The following is a 17,958-nucleotide window of genomic DNA, read 5'->3' as shown; positions in this document are numbered from 1 at the left end:
TGGACCAGGATGCGGTCTTCCAGGTGCCAGCGCACCGCCCGGGCCAAGACCGTGCGTTCCAGCTCCTGTCCCAGCCGGCGCATCTCCGCCACCGTGTGGCGGTGGGATACCCGCACCACGTCCTGCTCAATGATGGGCCCTTGATCCAGCTCCTCGGTGACGTAGTGGGCCGTGGCCCCGATGAGCTTAACCCCCCGCTCGTGGGCCTGGCGGTAGGGGTCGGCCCCGGCAAAGGCCGGCAGGAAGGAATGGTGGATGTTGATGATGCCCATGGGGTAGCGGGCCACAAACCGGGGGGAGAGGATCTGCATGTAGCGGGCCAGGACCACAAGCTCTACCCCTTCCTCCTCGAGGAGGGCCAGGATCCTCTCCTCGGCTTCCTCCTTCCGCCCCTTTTCCACGGGCACATGGTGGTAAGGGATACCGAAGCGCTCCACCTCCTCCTGGTGATGGGGATGGTTGGAGACCACCATCCGGAGGTCCATGGAAAGCTCCCCTACCCGGTAGCGCCAAAGGAGTTCCAAAAGGGCGTGGGCGGGCCGGGAAACCAAGATGGCCACCCGTTTCCTTTCCGAAGCGTAGGCCAAGCGCCACTCCATCTGAAAGCGGCTGGCCACCACGTCCTGGAAGGCCCGTTCCAAAGCGGGGCGGGAGAGGTCCAGGTGGGGGGTGGTGAAGGCCAGGCGCATGAAGAAGGTGCCGCCTTCCGGGTCGGTGGAATACTGCTGCAGATCCGTGATGTTGGCCCCGTGGGCGTAGAGGAACCCGGACACGGCAGCCACGATGCCGGGCCGGTCCGGGCAGGTGATGAGGAGCCGCGCCTCTTCCATAGGGGCTACTATATCCCCATGGACTGGCGGACCACCGACCTTGCGGACGCCCACCTCGAGGCGGAAACCCTGCCCATGGTCTTCAAGAGCTTTGGCGGAAGGGCCCGCTTTCAAGGGCGGGTACGCACCCTCAAGGTGTTCCAGGACAACGCCTTGGTGCGCAGGATGTTGGCGGAGGAAGGAGCCGGCCAGGTGCTGGTGGTGGATGGGGGAGGCTCCTTGAAAACCGCCCTTTTGGGCGGCAACCTGGCCCGGCTAGCCTGGCAAAGGGGTTGGGCCGGGGTGGTGGTGCACGGGGCGGTGCGGGATGTGGAGGAGCTCCGGGAGGTGCCCCTGGGCATCCTGGCCCTGGCGGCCACCCCCAGGAAAAGCGCCAAGGAGGGGCTGGGAGAAGTGGATATACCCCTTAGCCTCCCTTGGGCCACGGTTTTTCCGGGAAGCTTTCTTCTAGCAGACGAGGACGGGATCCTTCTCCTGCCCTCGCCCCCTGGCGGCGGCCAAAGCGCCGGATGAGGTCCTCCTCCCTAAGGGCCAAAAGGGTGGGGCGGCCATGGGGGCAGACCCAGGGGGTTTCGCACCCTAAGAGGGCGTCCAAAAGGGCCTGGCCCTCCGCCTGGGATAGGGGATGCCCCGCCTTCACCGCCGGCAGGCAGGCCAAGCGGGCTAAGAGTTCCCTTAGGCTCCTCCCCTCCCCCCCCAAGACCTCCTTGAAGGCCTCGGCCAGGAGAAGGGGGTAGGGGTGGAGGAAGGAAGGAGCCATAAGGAGCCGCACCCTCCCAGGACCAAAGGCCTGAAAGGCAAAGAAAGCCATCAAGGCCTCCCCTCTTTCCTCTAAAAGGGCCTCCTCGGCTGGGGAAAGCTCCACCAGCACCGGGTAGGGAAGCTCCTTTAGCCCTTCTTCCCTAAGACGCCTTTGAAACTCCTCGTAAATCACCCGCTCATGGGCGGCATGCTGGTCCACCACGTAGAGGGTATCCCCCGCCTCCGCCAGAAGGTAGCTCTCCCTAAACTGCCCCAGGTAGCGGAGGCGGGGAAGCCCTGAGGGCGTGGGCGGACTCAGGGGCCCAAGGGGCCTGGGCTCGGGAAGGCTTCGGGCCAGGTTTTGGCTTTGGAAGGCCTGGCGTAGGCTTTCCTCCAAGAAGGCCTCCACCTCCTGGGAAACCTCCACCTCCTCCTTCCGGGCATCCAACCGCAGGCGGAAGGCCCCTAGGGGCAGGGTGAGGTTCAAGACCCCCACGGGGAAATGCCCCTCCGGCAAAAGCTCCCGGTAGGCCCGGCGCACCACCTTCAGGAGCCTTTGGGGCCAGGCCACGGGGCGGCCGTTGATGGCAAGAAAGAGAAGGTCGGGCCGGGTGCGGGAGGCCTGGGGCCCGGAAAGAAGCCCTTCCAGACGAAGGCTGCCAGCCTCTCCCTCCAAGTGGAGAAGCCTTTCCGCCAAAACCCGGCCAAAGGCCAGCCGGGCCGCCTCCTTAAGCCCCGCCCCGGGGAAGAGGAGCCGGGCCTCCCCCTCGGCGAAGAAGGCCAGGGAAAGCCAAGGATAGTGAAGGAGGTAGCGCCTTAAAAGCTCCCCCACCTCCTGCTCCGAGCCCCTCCCCGAAAGGCCCACCACCTCCACCCGGGTCCCCGGGGGGGCAGGCGCCTCCTTAAGCTCCACCCGGTCCCCCTGGGCCAGGAGCAGCCCCCCACCCACCTGGAGGCGGGGCCGGGAACGGATGCGCAGGAGGGCCGCCTGCCTTAGGGCATAAAGGGCCTGGCCGCGGAAGCCCAAGGTGGTGATCCTCTCCGGGTCCTTGAGCTTGCTGGTGGCAAAGGGCTCCACCGCCAGGGGAAGCTCGGCGAAGGGAATGCCCTCCCCGTCATCCTCCACCACGATCCTTTCCCCTCCGCCAAAAAGCTCCACCCGCACCCTTCTGGCCCCCGCGTCCAGGGCGTTTTCCAAGAGTTCCCGCACCGCATCCCTAAGGGAAAAGACCACCTCGCCCCAGGCCAGAAGCCCCCGGAGCTCCTCGGGAAGGATGCGGATCACCCCTTCATGGTATCCAAAGGGGTGCCCAGGGCCAAGGCCTTTAGCTCATGGAGAAGGCGGAGGGCCTCGAGGGGGGTGAGGCTATTGGGGTCCAGGGCCAAAAGCCTTTCCAACACCGCCTCGGCCACCCCCTCCCTCCGGGCGGCCATGGCCAGGAGGAGGGCCTTGGCCCTTTCCACCACCTCCCGAGGGAGCCCCGCCATGCGGGCCACCTCCACCCCGTAGCTCTTGGAGGCGGGGCCGGGGAGGACCTGGTGGTAAAAGACCAAGCCCCCTTCCTCCTCCTTGGCGGCCACGTGCAGGTTCTTCAGCCGGGGCAGGGGCAAGGCGGTGAGCTCAAAGTAATGGGTGGCGAAAAGGGTGTAGCAGCGCCTTGCGTGCAGGGCCTCGGCCACGGCGGTGGCGATGGCCACCCCGTCCAAGGAGCTCGTCCCCCTCCCCACCTCGTCCAGGAGGACCAGGCTGTTTTCCGTAGCCTCCTTTAGGATTAAGGCCACCTCCTCCATCTCCACCATGAAGGTGCTCCGGCCTCCCGCCAGGTCGTCGGAGGCCCCGATGCGGGTGAGGATGCGGTCAAAGAGGGGAAGGGTGGCCTCCTCTGCGGGCACAAAGCTGCCGATCTGGGCCAGAAGGGCGATGAGGGCCGTCTGGCGCAGGTAGGTGCTCTTCCCCGCCATGTTGGGCCCGGTGACCAGGACCAGTTCGTGGGCCATCTCCAGGTCGTTGGGAACAAAGCCCGTGCGCCTTTCCACCACCGGGTGCCGCCCCCCCCGGATGCGCAGATGCTCCGCAAAACGGGGCCGGGTGTAGCCCTGGCGTACCGCCACCTCCGCCAAGGCGGCGTAGACGTCCAGCTCCGCCAGGACCCGGGCCGCTTCCCTGAGGGCCTCGGCCTCCCCCTTGGCCTTTTCCCTAAGCTCCAGAAAGGCTTCCTCCTCCCGGCGGCGGATCTGGGCCTCGAGGCGGTAAAGCTCCCTTTCCCGCTCCTTGATCTCCGGCAGGGTGTAGCGCTGCCGGTCCTTGAGGGTCTGGATGGCCTTGTACTCGGGGGGAACCCGTTCGTAATAGGGCCGGGTCACCTCCAGGTAGTATCCGAAGACCGCGTTGTACCCCACCTTAAGGGTGGGAATACCGGTTCTCGCCTTCTCCCTCTCCTCCAGCTCCAGAAAATAGGCCACCCCCTCCCGCTGGGCCTGGCGCAGGGCGTCCAGGTGGGGATCATAGCCCTCGCGGATAAGCCCCCCCTCGGAAAGCTTTAGGGGAGGATCCTCCACCAAGGCGGCCTTGAGCTCCTCCAGAAGGGGCGTCAGGTCCGGCAAGACCACCTCCTCCCCAAGAAGGGCGGCGATCTCCGGAAGGATCTCCAGGCTGCGCCGCAAAGACCCCAGGTCCCGGGGGCTTGCCCGCCCCAGCTCCAGCCGGGTGGCGAGCCGCTCCAGGTCCGCCATGCGAAAGAGGAGCCTCCTTATCCCTTCCCGCAAGGCCCCTTCCCGCACGAACCGCTCCACCCGGTCCAGGCGGGCCTCTATGGCCCCCCTCTCCACCAAGGGGTGGCGCAGCCAGCTTTGGAGAAGCCTGCGGCCAAAGGCGGTGCGGGTCTCGTCCAACACGCCAAAAAGGGTGTCCTGCCCCCGGATGGGCTCAAAGACCTCGAGGGCCCTTAAGGTAGCCTCCGGCAAGCGCATGAAGGCCCCAGGGTCATAGAGGCGAAAGGGCCTGGGGGAGAACCCTTCCCCTTGCGTCCAGCGGGCGTACCAAAGGAGCGCCCCCTGGACCCGGCGCAGGGCCAAGGGCCCCTCGCCCACGGGATCGAAGGGGGCCTCCGAGAGCATCACCGGAAAACGCTTCCGAAACTCCTCCACAAACGCCCCGTTCTCCCGTAACTCCGGCGCCAAAAGCACCTCCGCGGGCCGGTGGCGAAAGAGCTCGTCGTAGAGGGCGCTTTTGCTCTTAAGAACCGTCCCCTTAAACTCCCCCGTGGACACGTCCAAAAAGGCCACCCCAAACCCGTCCCCTGTGGCCACGGCCGCCAGGTAGTTGGCCTCCTTAGGCAGAAGGGCCTCCTGCACCAAGGTGCCCGGGGTGAGGAGCTGGGTCACCTCCCGCCTTACCAGGCCCTCCGCCTCCTCCGCGGGCTCCACCTGGTCGGCCACGGCTAGGCGGAAACCCATCCTAAGGAGCCTTTCCGCATAGGCGTCAAAGGCCCGGATGGGAATCCCCGCCATGGGGGTGGTGAAGTCCTTGCTGGACTTGTGGGTCAGGGCCAGGCCCAAGGCCCGGGCCAGCCTTTCGGCATCCTCTCCGAAGCACTCGTAGAAATCCCCCACCTGGAAGAGGAGGAGGTATTCGGGGTACCGGTCCCTTAGCTCCACATATTGTTGGAGAAGGGGGGGAAGGGGGCCTGGACCCTCGCCCTTCAGCATAACCCCCATCATAAGCTTCCTATACCCCGGTACATACCTTTTTCCCTCGTCCCATGCCCAAGGGCTAGATGGCAGCCTACCCTAACTTGACATCGGTAGGGTGTGCTGGTTAGCATAAAAACCCGAGGGACAAAAGTCCTAAAGGGGGGTCAGGTTATGCAGAACCTTAACCGGCGCACCACTTTGAAGCTCATGGGTATGGGCGCAGCCCTTTTGGCTGCAGGCGGGCGTGGCTGGGCCCAACAAGCCCCCACCGCGGACCAACTGGTTAAGGGGAAACACCCCAAGCTCATCGTCCTTTCCCAGCGCCCGGTGGTCATGGAAACCCCTTATGACCTCTTGGTCAGCCAACCGGAAAAAACGCCCAAGGAGATCCTCTACATCCGCAACAACGTGGACCTTCCCGGCTATAACACGGTGGAGGGGGCCAGCGCCCAGGGCTGGAAGGTGGAGGTAGGGGGGCTGGTGGACAAACCCTTCAGCTTTGAGGTGAGCGAGCTCTTCGCCCTACCCCAGGCCGAGGTCACCATGGTCCTCCAGTGCTCGGGCAACGGGCGCACCCTCTATAACCCCCGCCCCTCCGGCAACCCCTGGCAACGGGGTGGGGTGGGCAACGTCACCTTCCGCGGCGTGCGCCTAAAGGATTTCCTGGCGGCCAAAGGGGTGAAGCCAAGCGAGAAGGCCCTCTTCATCACCGCCCACGCCAGCCGCCAAGGCAATGCCCCCGAGTTCGTGCGCAGCGTGCCCATCCACGCCCTGGAACACGCCCTCCTGGCCCTCTCCATGAATGGGGAACCCCTGCCGGCGGTGCACGGAGGGCCCGTGCGCCTGGTCTTCCCGGGCTACTTTGGGGTGAACAATGTGAAGTGGGTGGAGAAGATCGAGTTCACCGAGGGGGAGAACACCACCGCCGAGCAGGTGCCCCGCTACCGGGTACCCGTAATCCCCAACACCCACCTCCCCTTCCTGCCCCAGGAACCCGGCCAGCGCTACCCCTACAATCTCCAAAACTCCCGCTCCAACTGGCTGGTCACCCTGAATAGCTTCATCTTTGCCCCCCTCGAGGGCCAGACGGTGGAAGGCCCTTACGTGCGGGTGGAGGGGGTGGCCTTCAACGACGGGATTGTCCCCATCGTGAGCGTGGAGGTTTCCACCAACGGAGGGCGCACCTGGCACCAGGCGCAGCTGGCCACCCAGGGGAAAACCTTTGCCTGGGTCCGCTGGCGGGCCACCCTCTACCTGCGCCCTGGGCAGCACGAGATCATGGCCCGGGCTTGGGACGCCGCCGGCCGCAGCCAGCCCCTGGATGGCAACATCGCCTGGAACGAGCGGGGCTACGAGTATAGCGGTGTGATGCGGGTGAAGTTCACCGTGGCCTGATATGCCTTGGCCCCTGGCCTCTGGCCAGGGGCTCTTTAGGCCTGGAAGATGTACCCACCGGGGGTAATATGCGAAGGCTAGAAAAGGGCTTTCTTCCTTGGATGGCATTGGCCTTAGGGCTTTTGGGCTACCTGGCGTTTGGGCAGTACACCCTACCGGAAGGACCGGGGAAGGACCTGGTCCTGGCCAAATGCCAAACCTGCCACGACATCGGTTTCGTTGCCCGGGAAAGGCTTTCCCGGGACCGCTGGGATGGGATCATAGACGAGATGGTGCTCCAGGGCCTAAGGCTCACCTCCGAAGAGAGGGGCGCCATCCTGGACTACCTGGCCACCTACCTGGGCACCGAACCCCCACCGGCTCCGCCCCAGGTCCAAGCCTCCCCTGCCCCCAAGACCGGGGCCCAGGTCTACGCCAACTGCGCTGGGTGCCACGGACCCCAAGGGGAGGGCAATCCACCCAACTTCCCTCCCCTCAAGGGGCACATGGAGAGCCTCCTAGGGGCGGAGGGGGGCCGAAGCTACCTTCTTCTAGCCGTACTGTACGGGGTGCAAGGGACCATCCGCATAGGGGGCAAGGAGTATGGCGGCCTTATGCCGGGGTTTGGCTGGCTTTCCGACGAGGAGATTGCCCTGGTGCTGAACCACCTGGCGGAATGGGGAGCCCCCAAGGACTTCAAAGCCTACACCCCGGATGAGGTTAAGGCTGCCCGGGCCAAGGGACTCACCCCAGAAGAGGTCTTGAAACTTAGGCAAGGGCTAAAGTTGCCATGACGGGAAAGGTAATCTCCCTCCACCTGGGCCTGGGCTCGGGTTTACCCAAGCCCCAGGTGGAAAGCTTGGAGCTCCTTGCCGGTTTCGGCGCCAAAGGGGACCGGCACGCGGGCAAAGACCCCGAGCGGGCGGTGTTGGTGGCGGGGCTTCCCGCCTACGAGAGGGCTCGGGAAGCGGGGATTGAGCTCCCCTTTGGGGCCTTAGGGGAGAACCTCCTCCTGGACCTGGATCCCCATGCCCTTCCCCCAGGCGCCCGGCTGAGGGTGGGGGAGGCCCTTTTGGCGTTCTCCTATGTGTGTACGGTCTGCTCCAGCCTTTCCCAGTTTGATCTCCGGCTTCCCAAGCTCCTCTATGGGGGCCGGGGCCTCTATGCCCGGGTCCTCGAGGGGGGCTGGGTACGGGTGGGCGACCCCGTCTGGGTTCTGGTTGCCGTCTAGCTGGGACAAGGCTCTGGGGGCCTGAGGAAACCCCTCAGGCCCCTTATGGCCAGGAAAACCCTTACACCGTCACCGGAACCGCAAAGGGCCAGTAGGCCGGCCTTTCCCCCTTGGGCTCGTTTAGGACCTCAATCCGGCCCTCTATGCCCGCCTCCACCTCCTTGAGTTCCCGCAAGTAATCCATGAAGCTTTCCGCGTCGCTGAAGCCCGTGTCCACCCTATAGCCTTGGGCCTCCTTGAGCACGGTGAAGCCGTCCCCACCAGCCGCGATGAAGTTGTTCACCACCACCCGGTAGGTGGCCTCGAGGTCCAGGGGCCCATACCCCTTCTCCGTCTTCACCTCCACCCGCACCACCCGGTCGCCCACGGGGCGGGAGAGGTCAAAGGCGTAGCGCAGGCCGGAAACCTGGAGGAAGCGGCCTGCCGTCTGCTCCCACTGGGAAACCCCGTTCTCCAACGCCGCCTTGATCTCCTTGCCCTTTAGATCCATCACCACCAGGGTATTGCCGAAGGGCAGGACCTCGTAGACCTTTCCCACGGTGATGGGACCCTTGGGAATGGAAGCCCGGATCCCCCCGCCGTTTTGCAGGGCGATCTGCACCCCCGCATTCCGCGTCTTCCACACCATGCCGTCGGCGATCAGGTTCCCCAGGTTGCTCTCCCGCCTCCGCACGATGGCCCTTTCCCCGATGAGGTCCACCTTGGCCTGGGCGATCACCTGCCCCATCAGGGCTAGGACGGGCTGGGCGTAGGCCAAGAGGGCCTCCTTGGCGAAGAAGTCTTCCGGGGCCACCTCGGGGGTCATGAGGAAGGGTTCCCCCTTGTAGGCCAGAACCTCCCCCTTGGCGTCAAAGGTCACCTCCAACAGGCCCACCACCTTGCCCCACTCCCAGGCCTGGACCACCAGCACGTCCTTGCCCTCAGGGTTCTTCACCACCGTGGGGTAGGGCCCCGCCGGGGCGAGCTCCTTGTGGGGGAAGCTACCCAAAAGGGTGTGGGAGTGCCCGCCCACGATCACCTGCACCCCCACAAGCCTCCGGGCCAGCTTCAGGTCTTCCCCGTAGCCCAGGTGGGAAAGGACCACGATCTTGTTGACCCCCTTTTGCAAAAGCTCGTACACCGCCTTCTGGGCGGACTCATAGGGGTCCAGGAAGTCCACGGTGGGCCCGGGGTTGGCGATCTCCCGGGTAGCGGGAGTGGTGAGGCCGACCACCCCCACCTTCTCCCCCCCCACCAGGACCACGGCATAGGGGGCAAACAACCCCTTTAGCCGGGGCTCCCGCTCCACCCCCACGTTGGCGGAGACCACCTTGAACCGGGCTCCCCGCAAGAACTCCGCCAAGGGGCCAGGCCCCAGGTCAAACTCGTGGTTACCCAGGGCCATCACCCGGTAGAGGGCCCGGTGCATGAAATACCGGTCCGCCAGGCCCCGGTACTGGTTGAAATAGAGGGTGCCTTGGAAGACATCCCCCGCATCCAGGAAAAGGAGGTTCTTCCGAGCCGCCCTTAGGCGGTCAAAGAAGGCGATGCGCTGGGCCACCCCCCCCACCTGCACCTTCTTGCCGGAAAGGGTAAGCTCCATGGGCTCCAGGTGGGCATGGGTGTCGTTGGTGTGCACCAGGGTGAGGGTAAACCCTCCCTGGGCCCGCCCCAGGCCCAAGCCCGCCAAGCCTAAAGCCGCTCCCGCCTTCAATACTTCACGCCGTTTATACATACCCGACCTCCAGGCCTTAGTCTACCCAAAGCCCGGTCAGGGGACGGTCAAGGACCCAAGGCCCCCACAGACTTTCGCGGTGACACCACAACCCTTGACAACATGCACAAGATGGCTGTACACTTCGCACAATCTGCTGGGGAGAAGAGCGGCAAACCCGGCCTCGGCAGGTCAAGGAGGCAAGAAATGGCGTACACCAAGGCAGAAATCCTCAAAGCGCTCAAGGCGGAGAAGGTGAAGTTCCTGAGGCTCCAGATCACCGACATCCTGGGGGTGGTCAAGAACGTGGAGGTCCCCGAGTCCCAGTTTGAGAAGGCCCTGGACGGGGAGATCATGTTTGACGGCTCCTCCATTGAGGGCTTCACCCGGATTGAGGAATCGGACATGCTCCTCAAGCCCGACTACAACACCTTCGTCATCCTGCCCGACAGCCTGGAAGACCCCGCCCGCGGCCGGGTGGCCCGGCTCATCTGCGACGTGGCCTACCCCGACGGCCGCCCCTTTGAGGGAGACCCGCGGTACGTGTTGAAGCGCCAGGTGGAACGGCTGCAAAAGCTGGGCTTTGACAACATGTATGTGGGCCCCGAGCCGGAGTTCTTCCTCTTCCTGCGCACCCCTGACGGCCTGCCCACGGTGGAAACCCACGACCGGGCGGGCTACTTTGACCTAGCCCCCATTGACAAGGGCGAGGAAGCCCGGCGGGACATGGTGAACGTCCTGGTGGCCATGGGCTTTGAGATTGAGGCCTCCCACCACGAGGTGGCCCCCGGCCAGCACGAGATTGACTTCAAGTACGCCGAGGCCCTCACCACCGCCGACAACATCGCCACCTTCAAGTGGGTGGTGAAGCGGATAGCCCTAAACCACGGCCTCCACGCCACCTTCCTGCCCAAGCCCATCCGGGGGATTAACGGCAGCGGCATGCACACCCACCTCTCCCTCTTCAAAGGGGGGGAAAACGCCTTCTATGACCCCAAGGCCGAGTACCAGCTTTCCCAGACCGCCCTCCACTTCATCGCCGGGCTTCTGGAGCACGCCGAGGGCATGGTGGCCATCACCAACCCCCTGGTGAACTCCTACAAGCGCCTCACCCCCGGGTACGAGGCCCCCACCAACATCGCCTGGTCGGCGGCCAACCGCTCGGCCATGATCCGCGTGCCCGCCCGCCGGGGCGTGGGCACCCGGGCGGAGCTCAGGATGCCCGACCCCTCCGCCAACCCCTACCTGGCCCTGGCGGTCATGGCCGCTGCCGCCATAGACGGGATGGAGCGCAAGCTCCTCCCCCCACCCCCCATCCAGCGCAACATCTACCAGATGAGCGTGCGGGAGAGGCGCAAGCACAAGATCCGCGAGCTTCCCGGAACCCTAAGGGAGGCCCTCGAGGCCCTGAGGAAGGACCCCGTGATCCAGGAGGCTTTGGGGGAACACATCTACACCCACTTCCTCCAGGCCAAGCAGATGGAGTGGGACGACTACCGGGTCACGGTCCACCAGTGGGAGCTGGACCAGTACCTGGCCACGTACTAAGGGTGGGTATTAGGCCCCTCCCCCTGGGAGGGGGAGGGGCTGACCCGTGGGTCAGGCATAAACTTACGAGGGGGCATTGACAAGAACCGGTACCCCCCCCTTAGAATGGGGCCGCAACGCGAACGCGTGCTCTTAAGGAGGTGCGTATGAGGAAAATCGGCTTGCTGGTAGCAGGTGTGGCCGCCCTGGGCATGGCCCTGGGCCAGGCCAACGTCATCAAGATCGCCACCCAGTCTCCCCTTTCCGGCCCCCAGGCCGCCCTGGGCGAACAGATCAAGCTGGGGGCGGAGCTGGCCATTGAGGAGGCCAAGGCCAAGTTCAAAGCCTTGGGCTTTGACCTGGTCCTGGTCCCCTACGACGACCAGGCCAACCCCGACGTGGGCGTGGCCAACGCCAACCGCATCATCAACGATCCCGACATCCTGGGCGTGGTGGGCCACCTGAACTCCGGCGTGGCCATCCCCTCCAGCGAGGTGTACGCCCGGGTGAACCTGGTCATGGTCTCCCCCGCCAACACCAACCCCCGGGTCACGGACCGCAAGCTCCCCAACGTGAACCGTATCTGTGGGCGGGACGACGTCCAGGGTCCGGTGGGGGCGGAGTACGCCTTCAACAACCTGAAGGTGAAAAACGTCTTCATCATCCACGACAAGACCGCTTACGGCCAGGGCCTGGCGGAGGAGTTCAAGAAGCGCCTCGAGGCCCTGGGCGGCAAGGCCGTGGCCTTCGTGGGCACCGAGGAGACCTCCAACTTCGTGCCCATCATCAACCAGATCCGTGGGGCCCGGCCCGTGCCCGAGCTCATCTACTTCGGGGGCATCTACAGCCAGATTGGCCCCTTTGTGAAGCAGCTGCGCGAGCGGGGCCTCAAAACCCGGCTCATGGGCGGGGACGGGCTTGACTCCAGCGAGTTCGTGCGCCTGGCGGGTAAGGAGAACGCCGCCGGCACCTTCTACACCACGGTGGCCGGCCCCGTTTCCGCCTTCCCCAAGGCCAAGGCGGTGGCCCAGCGCTTCAAGCAGAAGTTCGGCAAGGACCTGGAGGGCTTTGGCATCTACGCCTACGACTCCGCCAACGTGATCCTGGCCGGGCTGGAAGCTGCCATCAAGGCTGCGGGCGGCAAGAAGCCCACCCGGGAGCAGGTGGCCCAGGCGGTGCGCCAGGTGAAGATGGAAGGCCTCACCGGCACCATTGAGTTTGACGACAAGGGCGACAACAAGAAGGCCAAGTACTTCATCATGCAGGTGGCCTCCACCGGCAAGTGGGACGACAACAAGCTGATCCGGGTCATTGAGATGGCCGCCCCAGGCGCCAGGTAAACGGGGATGCCAACCCAAGGGGGTGGCCTTAAGGCCACCCCCTTGGCCCGGAGAAAGGAGGCACCTTGCTGGAGCAAATCCTAGCCCTACTGCCCCAGGTGATCTTTGACGGGCTCATCCTGGGCTTCGTCTACGCCATGGTGGCCTTGGGGTACACCATGGTCTACGGCGTCTTGGAACTCATCAACTTCGCCCACTCCGAGATCTTCATGATCGGGGCGGTGGTGGGGGTGGAGGTCTTCCGCTATCTGGCGCCCCACGTGGGCAACGGTTTCCTCCTGCTCCTCATAGCCGTGCTCCTGGGCGGGGTGGTGGCCGGGATCACCGCCATCTTGGTGGAACGCTTCGCCTACCGCCCCTTGCGGGCCCGGGGCACCACCAACCGCCTGGTCCCCCTCATCACCGCCATCGGGGTTTCCTTCATCCTCCAGGACCTGGTGCGCCTGGTGGAAGGCCTTTGGCACAACGAGTTCTTCCTGCGCATGCGCACCGTGGAGGACCTCGAGGGCTCCGTGGAGCTCTTCGGCGGGGCCATCTTTGCCCAGACCAAGTCCTTTATCCTCATGGGGGTGTCCATCCTCATGCTGGTGGGCCTCACCTACCTGGTGAACCGCACCAAACTGGGGGTGGCCATCCGCGCCGTGGCCCAGGACCTCCACACCGCAAGCCTCATGGGCATAGACCCGGACCGCATCATCTCCCGCACCTTTCTCATCGGAGGTTCTTTGGGCGGGGTGGCGGGGGTGCTCTTCGCCCTGCAGTACACCACCATCACCCCTTACGTGGGCTTCCTTCCCGGCATCAAGGCCTTCACCGCGGCGGTCCTAGGGGGGATTGGCAACATCCCCGGGGCCATGCTGGGCGGGCTGGTCCTGGGCCAGCTGGAAAACTTTTTTGGCACCTACCTGCCCATCCTGACGAACGGTAACTTCGGCACGGAGTACAAGGACGTGGTGGCCTTCCTCATCCTGATCTTCATCCTCTTGGTTCGGCCCCAAGGCCTCTTGGGGCAGGTGGTCCGGGAGAAAGTATGAGCGCCCTCTCCCTTCTCCTTAGCCTGGCCTATCTGGGCCTGGTCTTTCTGGCCCCAGGGGCTCTCAGCAACCTCTTGGGCCTTCTGGCCCTGGGCGCCACCGCCTTCCTTAGGCTTTCCCCCACCTGGCGCACCCTGAACCTAGCCCTTCTCACCCTGGCCTTTACCCTGGGCCTGGTGCGCTCGGGGAACACCCTGGGCCTCATCGGCCTGGTGGGGATCCTGGTGGCCCTCACCACCCTACCCCGTATCCCGGGCGGGATCCGGGTCCTCTTGGGCCTGGCCATCCTCCTCCTCAGCGTGCCCATGGCCGGCTTCGCCAACACCTTCATCTTTGAGCTGGGCATCCAGATCGGCATCTATGCGGCCATGGCCCTAGGCCTCAACGTGGTGGTGGGGATGGCGGGGCTTCTGGACCTGGGCTACGCCGCCTTCTTCGCGGTAGGGGCCTACACCTGGGCCATCTTTGGCAGCGAACAGGCCAAGAACTTCATGCAGGGCAACTTCCCCCTTCCTGGGGAGTACATGTATCTGTTCATGGGGATCGCCATCGTGACCACGGCCCTGACCGGCCTTCTCATCGGCCTTCCTGCCCTTAGACTGCGCGGGGACTACCTGGCCATCGTGACCCTGGGCCTGGGGGAGGTGGTGCGGATCCTGGCCAACAACCTGGACCACCCCATCAACTTCACCAACGGACCCCAGGGCATTACCCCCGTGCAACGCCCCCCCATTGAGTGGTTCCGGGAGCTGATGGGAAGCCTGGGGGTAAGGCTGGACCAGACCACGGACTACCAGCTCTTCTTCTACCTCTTGGTCCTCCTCATGATCGGCCTGGTGGTGCTGGCCAACGTGAACCTGGCCAACTCCCGCTTTGGCCGGGCCTGGGTGGCCATCCGCGAGGATGAGGTGGCCGCCCGCTCCATGGGGATTCCCCTCTTGCCCACCAAGCTCCTGGCCTTCATGACCGGGGCCGCCTTCTCCGGGGTCATGGGGGTGATCTTCGCCGCCCAGCGCACCTTCGTCTCCCCCGAGTCCTTCACCCTTCTGGCCTCCATCACCATCCTGGGCATGGTGATCCTGGGGGGCATGGGCTCCATCCCCGGGGCCATCCTGGGGGCCGCAGCCCTCACCATCCTCAACCTGGACGTGCTCAAAACCTTTAGCGAGTTCGTGCGCACCAGCCTGCCCCAGATCCCGAGCCAGGTGGACCCTGCCAAGTACGAAAGGCTAGTCTTCGGCCTTATCCTGGTCCTGATGATGATCTTCCGTCCTCAAGGCCTCATCCCCGAGAAGCGCCACAAGGCGGAGATGGAGGAAGCATGAAGGCCCTCGAGGTCACCCAGGCCACCAAGCGCTTCGGCGGTCTGGTGGCGGTGAACAACGTGAGCCTTTCCGTAAACCAAGGGGAGATCTTCTCCGTCATCGGCCCCAACGGGGCGGGCAAGACCACCTTCTTCAACCTCCTCACCGGCATCTACCCTCCCGATGAGGGAAAGATCCTCCTCTTTGGCAAGGATGTGACCGGCCTACCCCCCGACCGCATCGCCAAGGAAGGGGTGGGGCGCACCTTCCAAAACATCCGCCTCTTCGGGGCCATGACCGTGCTGGAAAACCTCCTGGTGGGCATGCACATCCACATCCGCGTGCCCTACTTCCACGCCCTCTTCCGCACCCCCCTGGCCCGGCGGGAGGAGAGGCGGGCCGAAGAGGAGGCCAAAAGGCTTCTGGAGTACGTGGGGCTTTCCCAGCGCAAGGACGAGCTGGCCAAGAACCTGCCCTACGGGGAGCAACGCAAGCTGGAGATCGCCCGCGCCTTGGCCCTAAGGCCCAGGCTCCTCCTCCTGGACGAGCCTGCGGCGGGCATGAACCCCCGGGAAACCGAGGAGCTTCAGGCCTTCATCCAGCGCCTCCGGGAGGAGCTTGGCATCACCATCGTCCTCATTGAGCACGACATGCGCCTGGTTATGCGCATTTCCGACCGCATCGCCGTGCTGGAATACGGGTCCAAGATCGCCGAGGGCTCCCCGGAAGAGGTGCGCACCAACCCCCGGGTCATCGAGGCCTACCTGGGCAAGGGGGCCGCGGGAGGTGCCGCATGAGCCTCCTGGAACTCAAGGACGTCCATACCTACTACGGCCACATCCACGCCCTCAAAGGCATCTCCCTGAGGGTGGAAGAAGGGGAGATCGTGACCCTGATTGGCTCCAACGGAGCCGGCAAGAGCACCACCTTGCGCACCATCAGCGGCCTGGTCAAACCCCGACAGGGGGAGGTCCTCTTCCAGGGGAGACCCATCCACCGCCTCCCCGCCCACCAGATCGTGGCCCTGGGCGTGGGGCACGTGCCCGAAGGCCGCCGGATCTTCCCCCGGCTCACCGTGGAGGAGAACCTGGAGATCGGGGCCTATCTGGAAAAGGACCGCAAGGTGGTGCAAGGGCGCAAGGAGGAGGTGTTCGCCCTCTTTCCCCGGCTCTACGAGCGCCGGGGGCAGAAGGGGGGCACCCTCTCCGGCGGGGAGCAACAGATGCTGGCCATCGGCCGGGCCCTGATGCAAAACCCCCGGATCCTCCTCATGGACGAACCCTCCATGGGCCTGGCCCCGGTGCTGGTGGACTTCATCTTTGAGATCATCCAAAGGCTCAACCGGGAAGGGCGTACCATCTTGTTGGTGGAGCAAAACGCCCGCCTGGCCTTGCAGATCGCCCACCGGGGCTATGTTTTGGCCACCGGGGAGATCACCCTGGAAGGCCCGGCCCGCGACCTGGCCCAGAATCCTGAGGTGCAGAAGGCCTACCTGGGGGAGGGATAAGGGAAAGGGGTGTAGGGGGCAGAGGATCCCTGGCCCCTTTTCAGGTATACCCTGGGCTTGCGCCAACCAGCCCAGGGGACTATACTCCTTGTGGTCTTAGGGCAAATAGCCCTCGGAAAGGAGGCCTTTATGAGAAAAAGCCTTTTGGCTTTAGCTTTGCTGGCGTTAACGGGCGCCTTAGCCCAGCGCCTGGTGGTAGCCCAAGGTACCGACCCCATCACCCTGGATGCTCCCTTGGCCCAGGACTCCCCCTCGGCCACAGTGGTTACCCACATCAGCGAAACCCTCTTCGAGCTCACCCCGGAGGGGCGGATCGTACCCCTTTTGGCCGAAGGGCACAGCTTTTCTGATGGAGGGCGTACCCTGGTTATCCGCCTCAAACGGGGCATAACCTTCCACGACGGCACCCCCTTCAACGCGGAAGCGGTGAAGTTCAACCTGGAGCGCCTCGTCTCCCGGGAGTTGGCGAGCCCCTTTGCCTTTCTCCTCTCCGAGTTGGAGCGGGTGGAGGTGGTGGACTCCCACACCGTGCGCCTCCGCCTTAAAAACCCCTTTGCTCCCATCCTGGCCCACCTGACCCATAGCTCTACCGCCATCCAGAGCCCCACCGCCATCCAGCGCCTCGGAGCCCAGTACCGGGATAACCCCGTGGGCACCGGGCCCTACCGCTTCCAGGCCTGGCAAAAGGGACAGTTCGTGGACCTGGTGCGCAACGAGGCCTACTGGGGCGAGAAACCTCCCATCCCCCAAGTGCGCTTTATCCCCGTCCCTGAAGGCACTACCCGGGTGGCCTTGGTGGAGACGGGCCAAGCCCATGTGGCCGTGCGCATCCCCCCCCAGGATATTGCCCGCCTCCAGGCCAACCGGGCCATCGAAGTGGTGCGCACCCCTAGCCTCCGCACCATCTACATTTACTTCAACACCCAGCGCCCCCCCTTCAACGATGCCAGGGTACGCCAAGCCCTGAACCATGCGGTGAACAAGGAAGAGATCCTCCAGTTCGTCCTGGGTGGAATCGGTCGTATATCCGACGCTCCCATTGCCCCCGGAATCTTCGGTTACAGCCCCGTTGGCCGATACGAGTACAACCCCCAACGGGCCCAGGAACTCCTGCGCCAAGCTGGCGTGGCCACGCCCCTTAGGATTACCCTTCACTGCCCCACGGGCCGCTACTTCCAGGACATCCAGGTGTGCGAGGCCATTCAGGGCCAGCTTAGGCGGATAGGGGTGGAAGCCTCCATCCAGACCCTGGAGTGGGGAGCCTACCTCCAGGAAACCCAGCGCCCGCTGAAGGAAAACCGAATCCAAATGGCCATGCTGGGGTGGGGAACGGTCACGGGAGACGCGGACTACGGCCTCTACCCCCTCTTCCATTCCAGCCAATGGGCCCCCGGTTTCAACCGGGCCTTCTACCGCAACCCGCAGGTGGATCAGCTGCTGGCCCAGGCACGCATCTCCACCCTGCCCCAAGGCCGGCAGCAGCTCTACCGGGAGGCCATGACCCGGATCTGGCAGGACGCCCCCTGGCTCTTCCTTCACTCCGAGGTCCAGGTTACGGCCATCCGCCAGGAGGTCCAGGGCTTCCTCGTCCACCCCACAGAGCGTTACCTAGCGTACAAAGCCAGATTCCGCTAAAGGAGCCTTACCTACCCCCGTGGGGTTCTCCCCACGGGGCCTTATTGAG

General features: G+C 64.8%; 15 protein-coding genes. 11 read left to right on the top strand and 4 right to left on the bottom strand.

Going from position 1 to position 17,958, the window contains the following annotated elements:
- On the bottom strand, positions 1-830 hold an 830-nt coding region (gene purU / locus Q0693_RS00580), incomplete at its 3' end, for a formyltetrahydrofolate deformylase (protein WP_298628222.1).
- 18 nt (positions 831-848) lie between these two features.
- On the opposite strand from purU, the gene rraA reads away from it, so the two are divergent.
- Positions 849-1,343 carry a ribonuclease E activity regulator RraA gene (gene rraA / locus Q0693_RS00575; protein WP_243030677.1) on the top strand — a complete coding sequence of 165 codons (495 nt, stop codon included), beginning with the start codon at positions 849-851 and terminating at the stop codon, positions 1,341-1,343.
- Here rraA and mutL read toward each other — a convergent pair.
- Complete coding sequence (gene mutL / locus Q0693_RS00570) at positions 1,237-2,856, bottom strand: DNA mismatch repair endonuclease MutL (RefSeq protein WP_243030675.1); 1,620 nt, start codon at positions 2,854-2,856, stop codon at positions 1,237-1,239. The genes rraA and mutL overlap by 107 nt on opposite strands.
- Positions 2,853-5,288, bottom strand: a complete 2,436-nt coding sequence (mutS, locus tag Q0693_RS00565) for a DNA mismatch repair protein MutS (protein WP_298628225.1) — start codon at positions 5,286-5,288, stop codon at positions 2,853-2,855. The genes mutL and mutS overlap by 4 nt, the downstream gene beginning before the upstream one ends.
- A 147-nt stretch (positions 5,289-5,435) precedes the next feature.
- Between mutS and Q0693_RS00560 the strand changes: the two genes are divergently transcribed.
- The 3 genes from Q0693_RS00560 to Q0693_RS00550 all read left to right on the top strand — a co-directional run bounded on the left by Q0693_RS00560 (position 5,436) and on the right by Q0693_RS00550 (position 7,869).
- The gene (locus tag Q0693_RS00560; protein WP_298628217.1) at positions 5,436-6,659 is read left to right on the top strand and encodes a sulfite oxidase; all 1,224 of its coding nucleotides are present in this window, start codon (positions 5,436-5,438) and stop codon (positions 6,657-6,659) included.
- 68 nt (positions 6,660-6,727) lie between these two features.
- Positions 6,728-7,432, top strand: a complete 705-nt coding sequence (locus Q0693_RS00555) for a c-type cytochrome (protein WP_298628215.1) — start codon at positions 6,728-6,730, stop codon at positions 7,430-7,432.
- Positions 7,429-7,869, top strand: coding sequence for an MOSC domain-containing protein (locus tag Q0693_RS00550; RefSeq protein WP_243030671.1), 441 nt, complete (start codon positions 7,429-7,431; stop codon positions 7,867-7,869). Before Q0693_RS00555 ends, Q0693_RS00550 begins: the two co-directional genes overlap by 4 nt.
- Before the next feature lie 61 nt (positions 7,870-7,930).
- On the opposite strand, the gene Q0693_RS00545 is transcribed toward Q0693_RS00550, so the two are convergent.
- A complete protein-coding gene (locus tag Q0693_RS00545; RefSeq protein WP_298628211.1) occupies positions 7,931-9,583 on the bottom strand; it encodes a 5'-nucleotidase C-terminal domain-containing protein in 1,653 nt (550 codons plus the stop codon).
- A gap of 186 nt (positions 9,584-9,769) precedes the next feature.
- Here Q0693_RS00545 and glnA point away from each other — a divergent pair, with 186 nt between their 5' ends.
- From glnA to Q0693_RS00510, 7 genes are all read left to right on the top strand, one after another.
- Positions 9,770-11,110 (top strand): type I glutamate--ammonia ligase, encoded by a 1,341-nt coding sequence (gene glnA / locus Q0693_RS00540; protein WP_298628208.1) that lies wholly within the window; start codon positions 9,770-9,772, stop codon positions 11,108-11,110.
- A 146-nt stretch (positions 11,111-11,256) separates the two neighbouring features.
- The gene (locus tag Q0693_RS00535; protein ID WP_243030666.1) at positions 11,257-12,429 is read left to right on the top strand and encodes a branched-chain amino acid ABC transporter substrate-binding protein; all 1,173 of its coding nucleotides are present in this window, start codon (positions 11,257-11,259) and stop codon (positions 12,427-12,429) included.
- Between the two features lie 65 nt (positions 12,430-12,494).
- On the top strand, positions 12,495-13,463 hold the full coding sequence (locus Q0693_RS00530; protein ID WP_298628205.1) for a branched-chain amino acid ABC transporter permease: 969 nt from the start codon (positions 12,495-12,497) through the stop codon (positions 13,461-13,463).
- Positions 13,460-14,788, top strand: coding sequence for a branched-chain amino acid ABC transporter permease (locus tag Q0693_RS00525; RefSeq protein ID WP_298628203.1), 1,329 nt, complete (start codon positions 13,460-13,462; stop codon positions 14,786-14,788). Before Q0693_RS00530 ends, Q0693_RS00525 begins: the two co-directional genes overlap by 4 nt.
- A complete protein-coding gene (locus Q0693_RS00520; protein ID WP_243030662.1) occupies positions 14,785-15,564 on the top strand; it encodes an ABC transporter ATP-binding protein in 780 nt (259 codons plus the stop codon). The genes Q0693_RS00525 and Q0693_RS00520 overlap by 4 nt, the downstream gene beginning before the upstream one ends.
- A complete protein-coding gene (locus Q0693_RS00515; RefSeq protein WP_243030661.1) occupies positions 15,561-16,274 on the top strand; it encodes an ABC transporter ATP-binding protein in 714 nt (237 codons plus the stop codon). The genes Q0693_RS00520 and Q0693_RS00515 overlap by 4 nt, the downstream gene beginning before the upstream one ends.
- 129 nt (positions 16,275-16,403) lie before the next feature.
- Complete coding sequence (locus tag Q0693_RS00510) at positions 16,404-17,909, top strand: glutathione ABC transporter substrate-binding protein (protein ID WP_298628196.1); 1,506 nt, start codon at positions 16,404-16,406, stop codon at positions 17,907-17,909.
- Positions 17,910-17,958 lie beyond the last annotated feature (49 nt).

This window comes from uncultured Thermus sp. (assembly GCF_938010445.1).
Taxonomy (GTDB): domain Bacteria; phylum Deinococcota; class Deinococci; order Deinococcales; family Thermaceae; genus Thermus; species Thermus altitudinis.
This window is presented reverse-complemented; position numbering and strand designations above follow the sequence as displayed.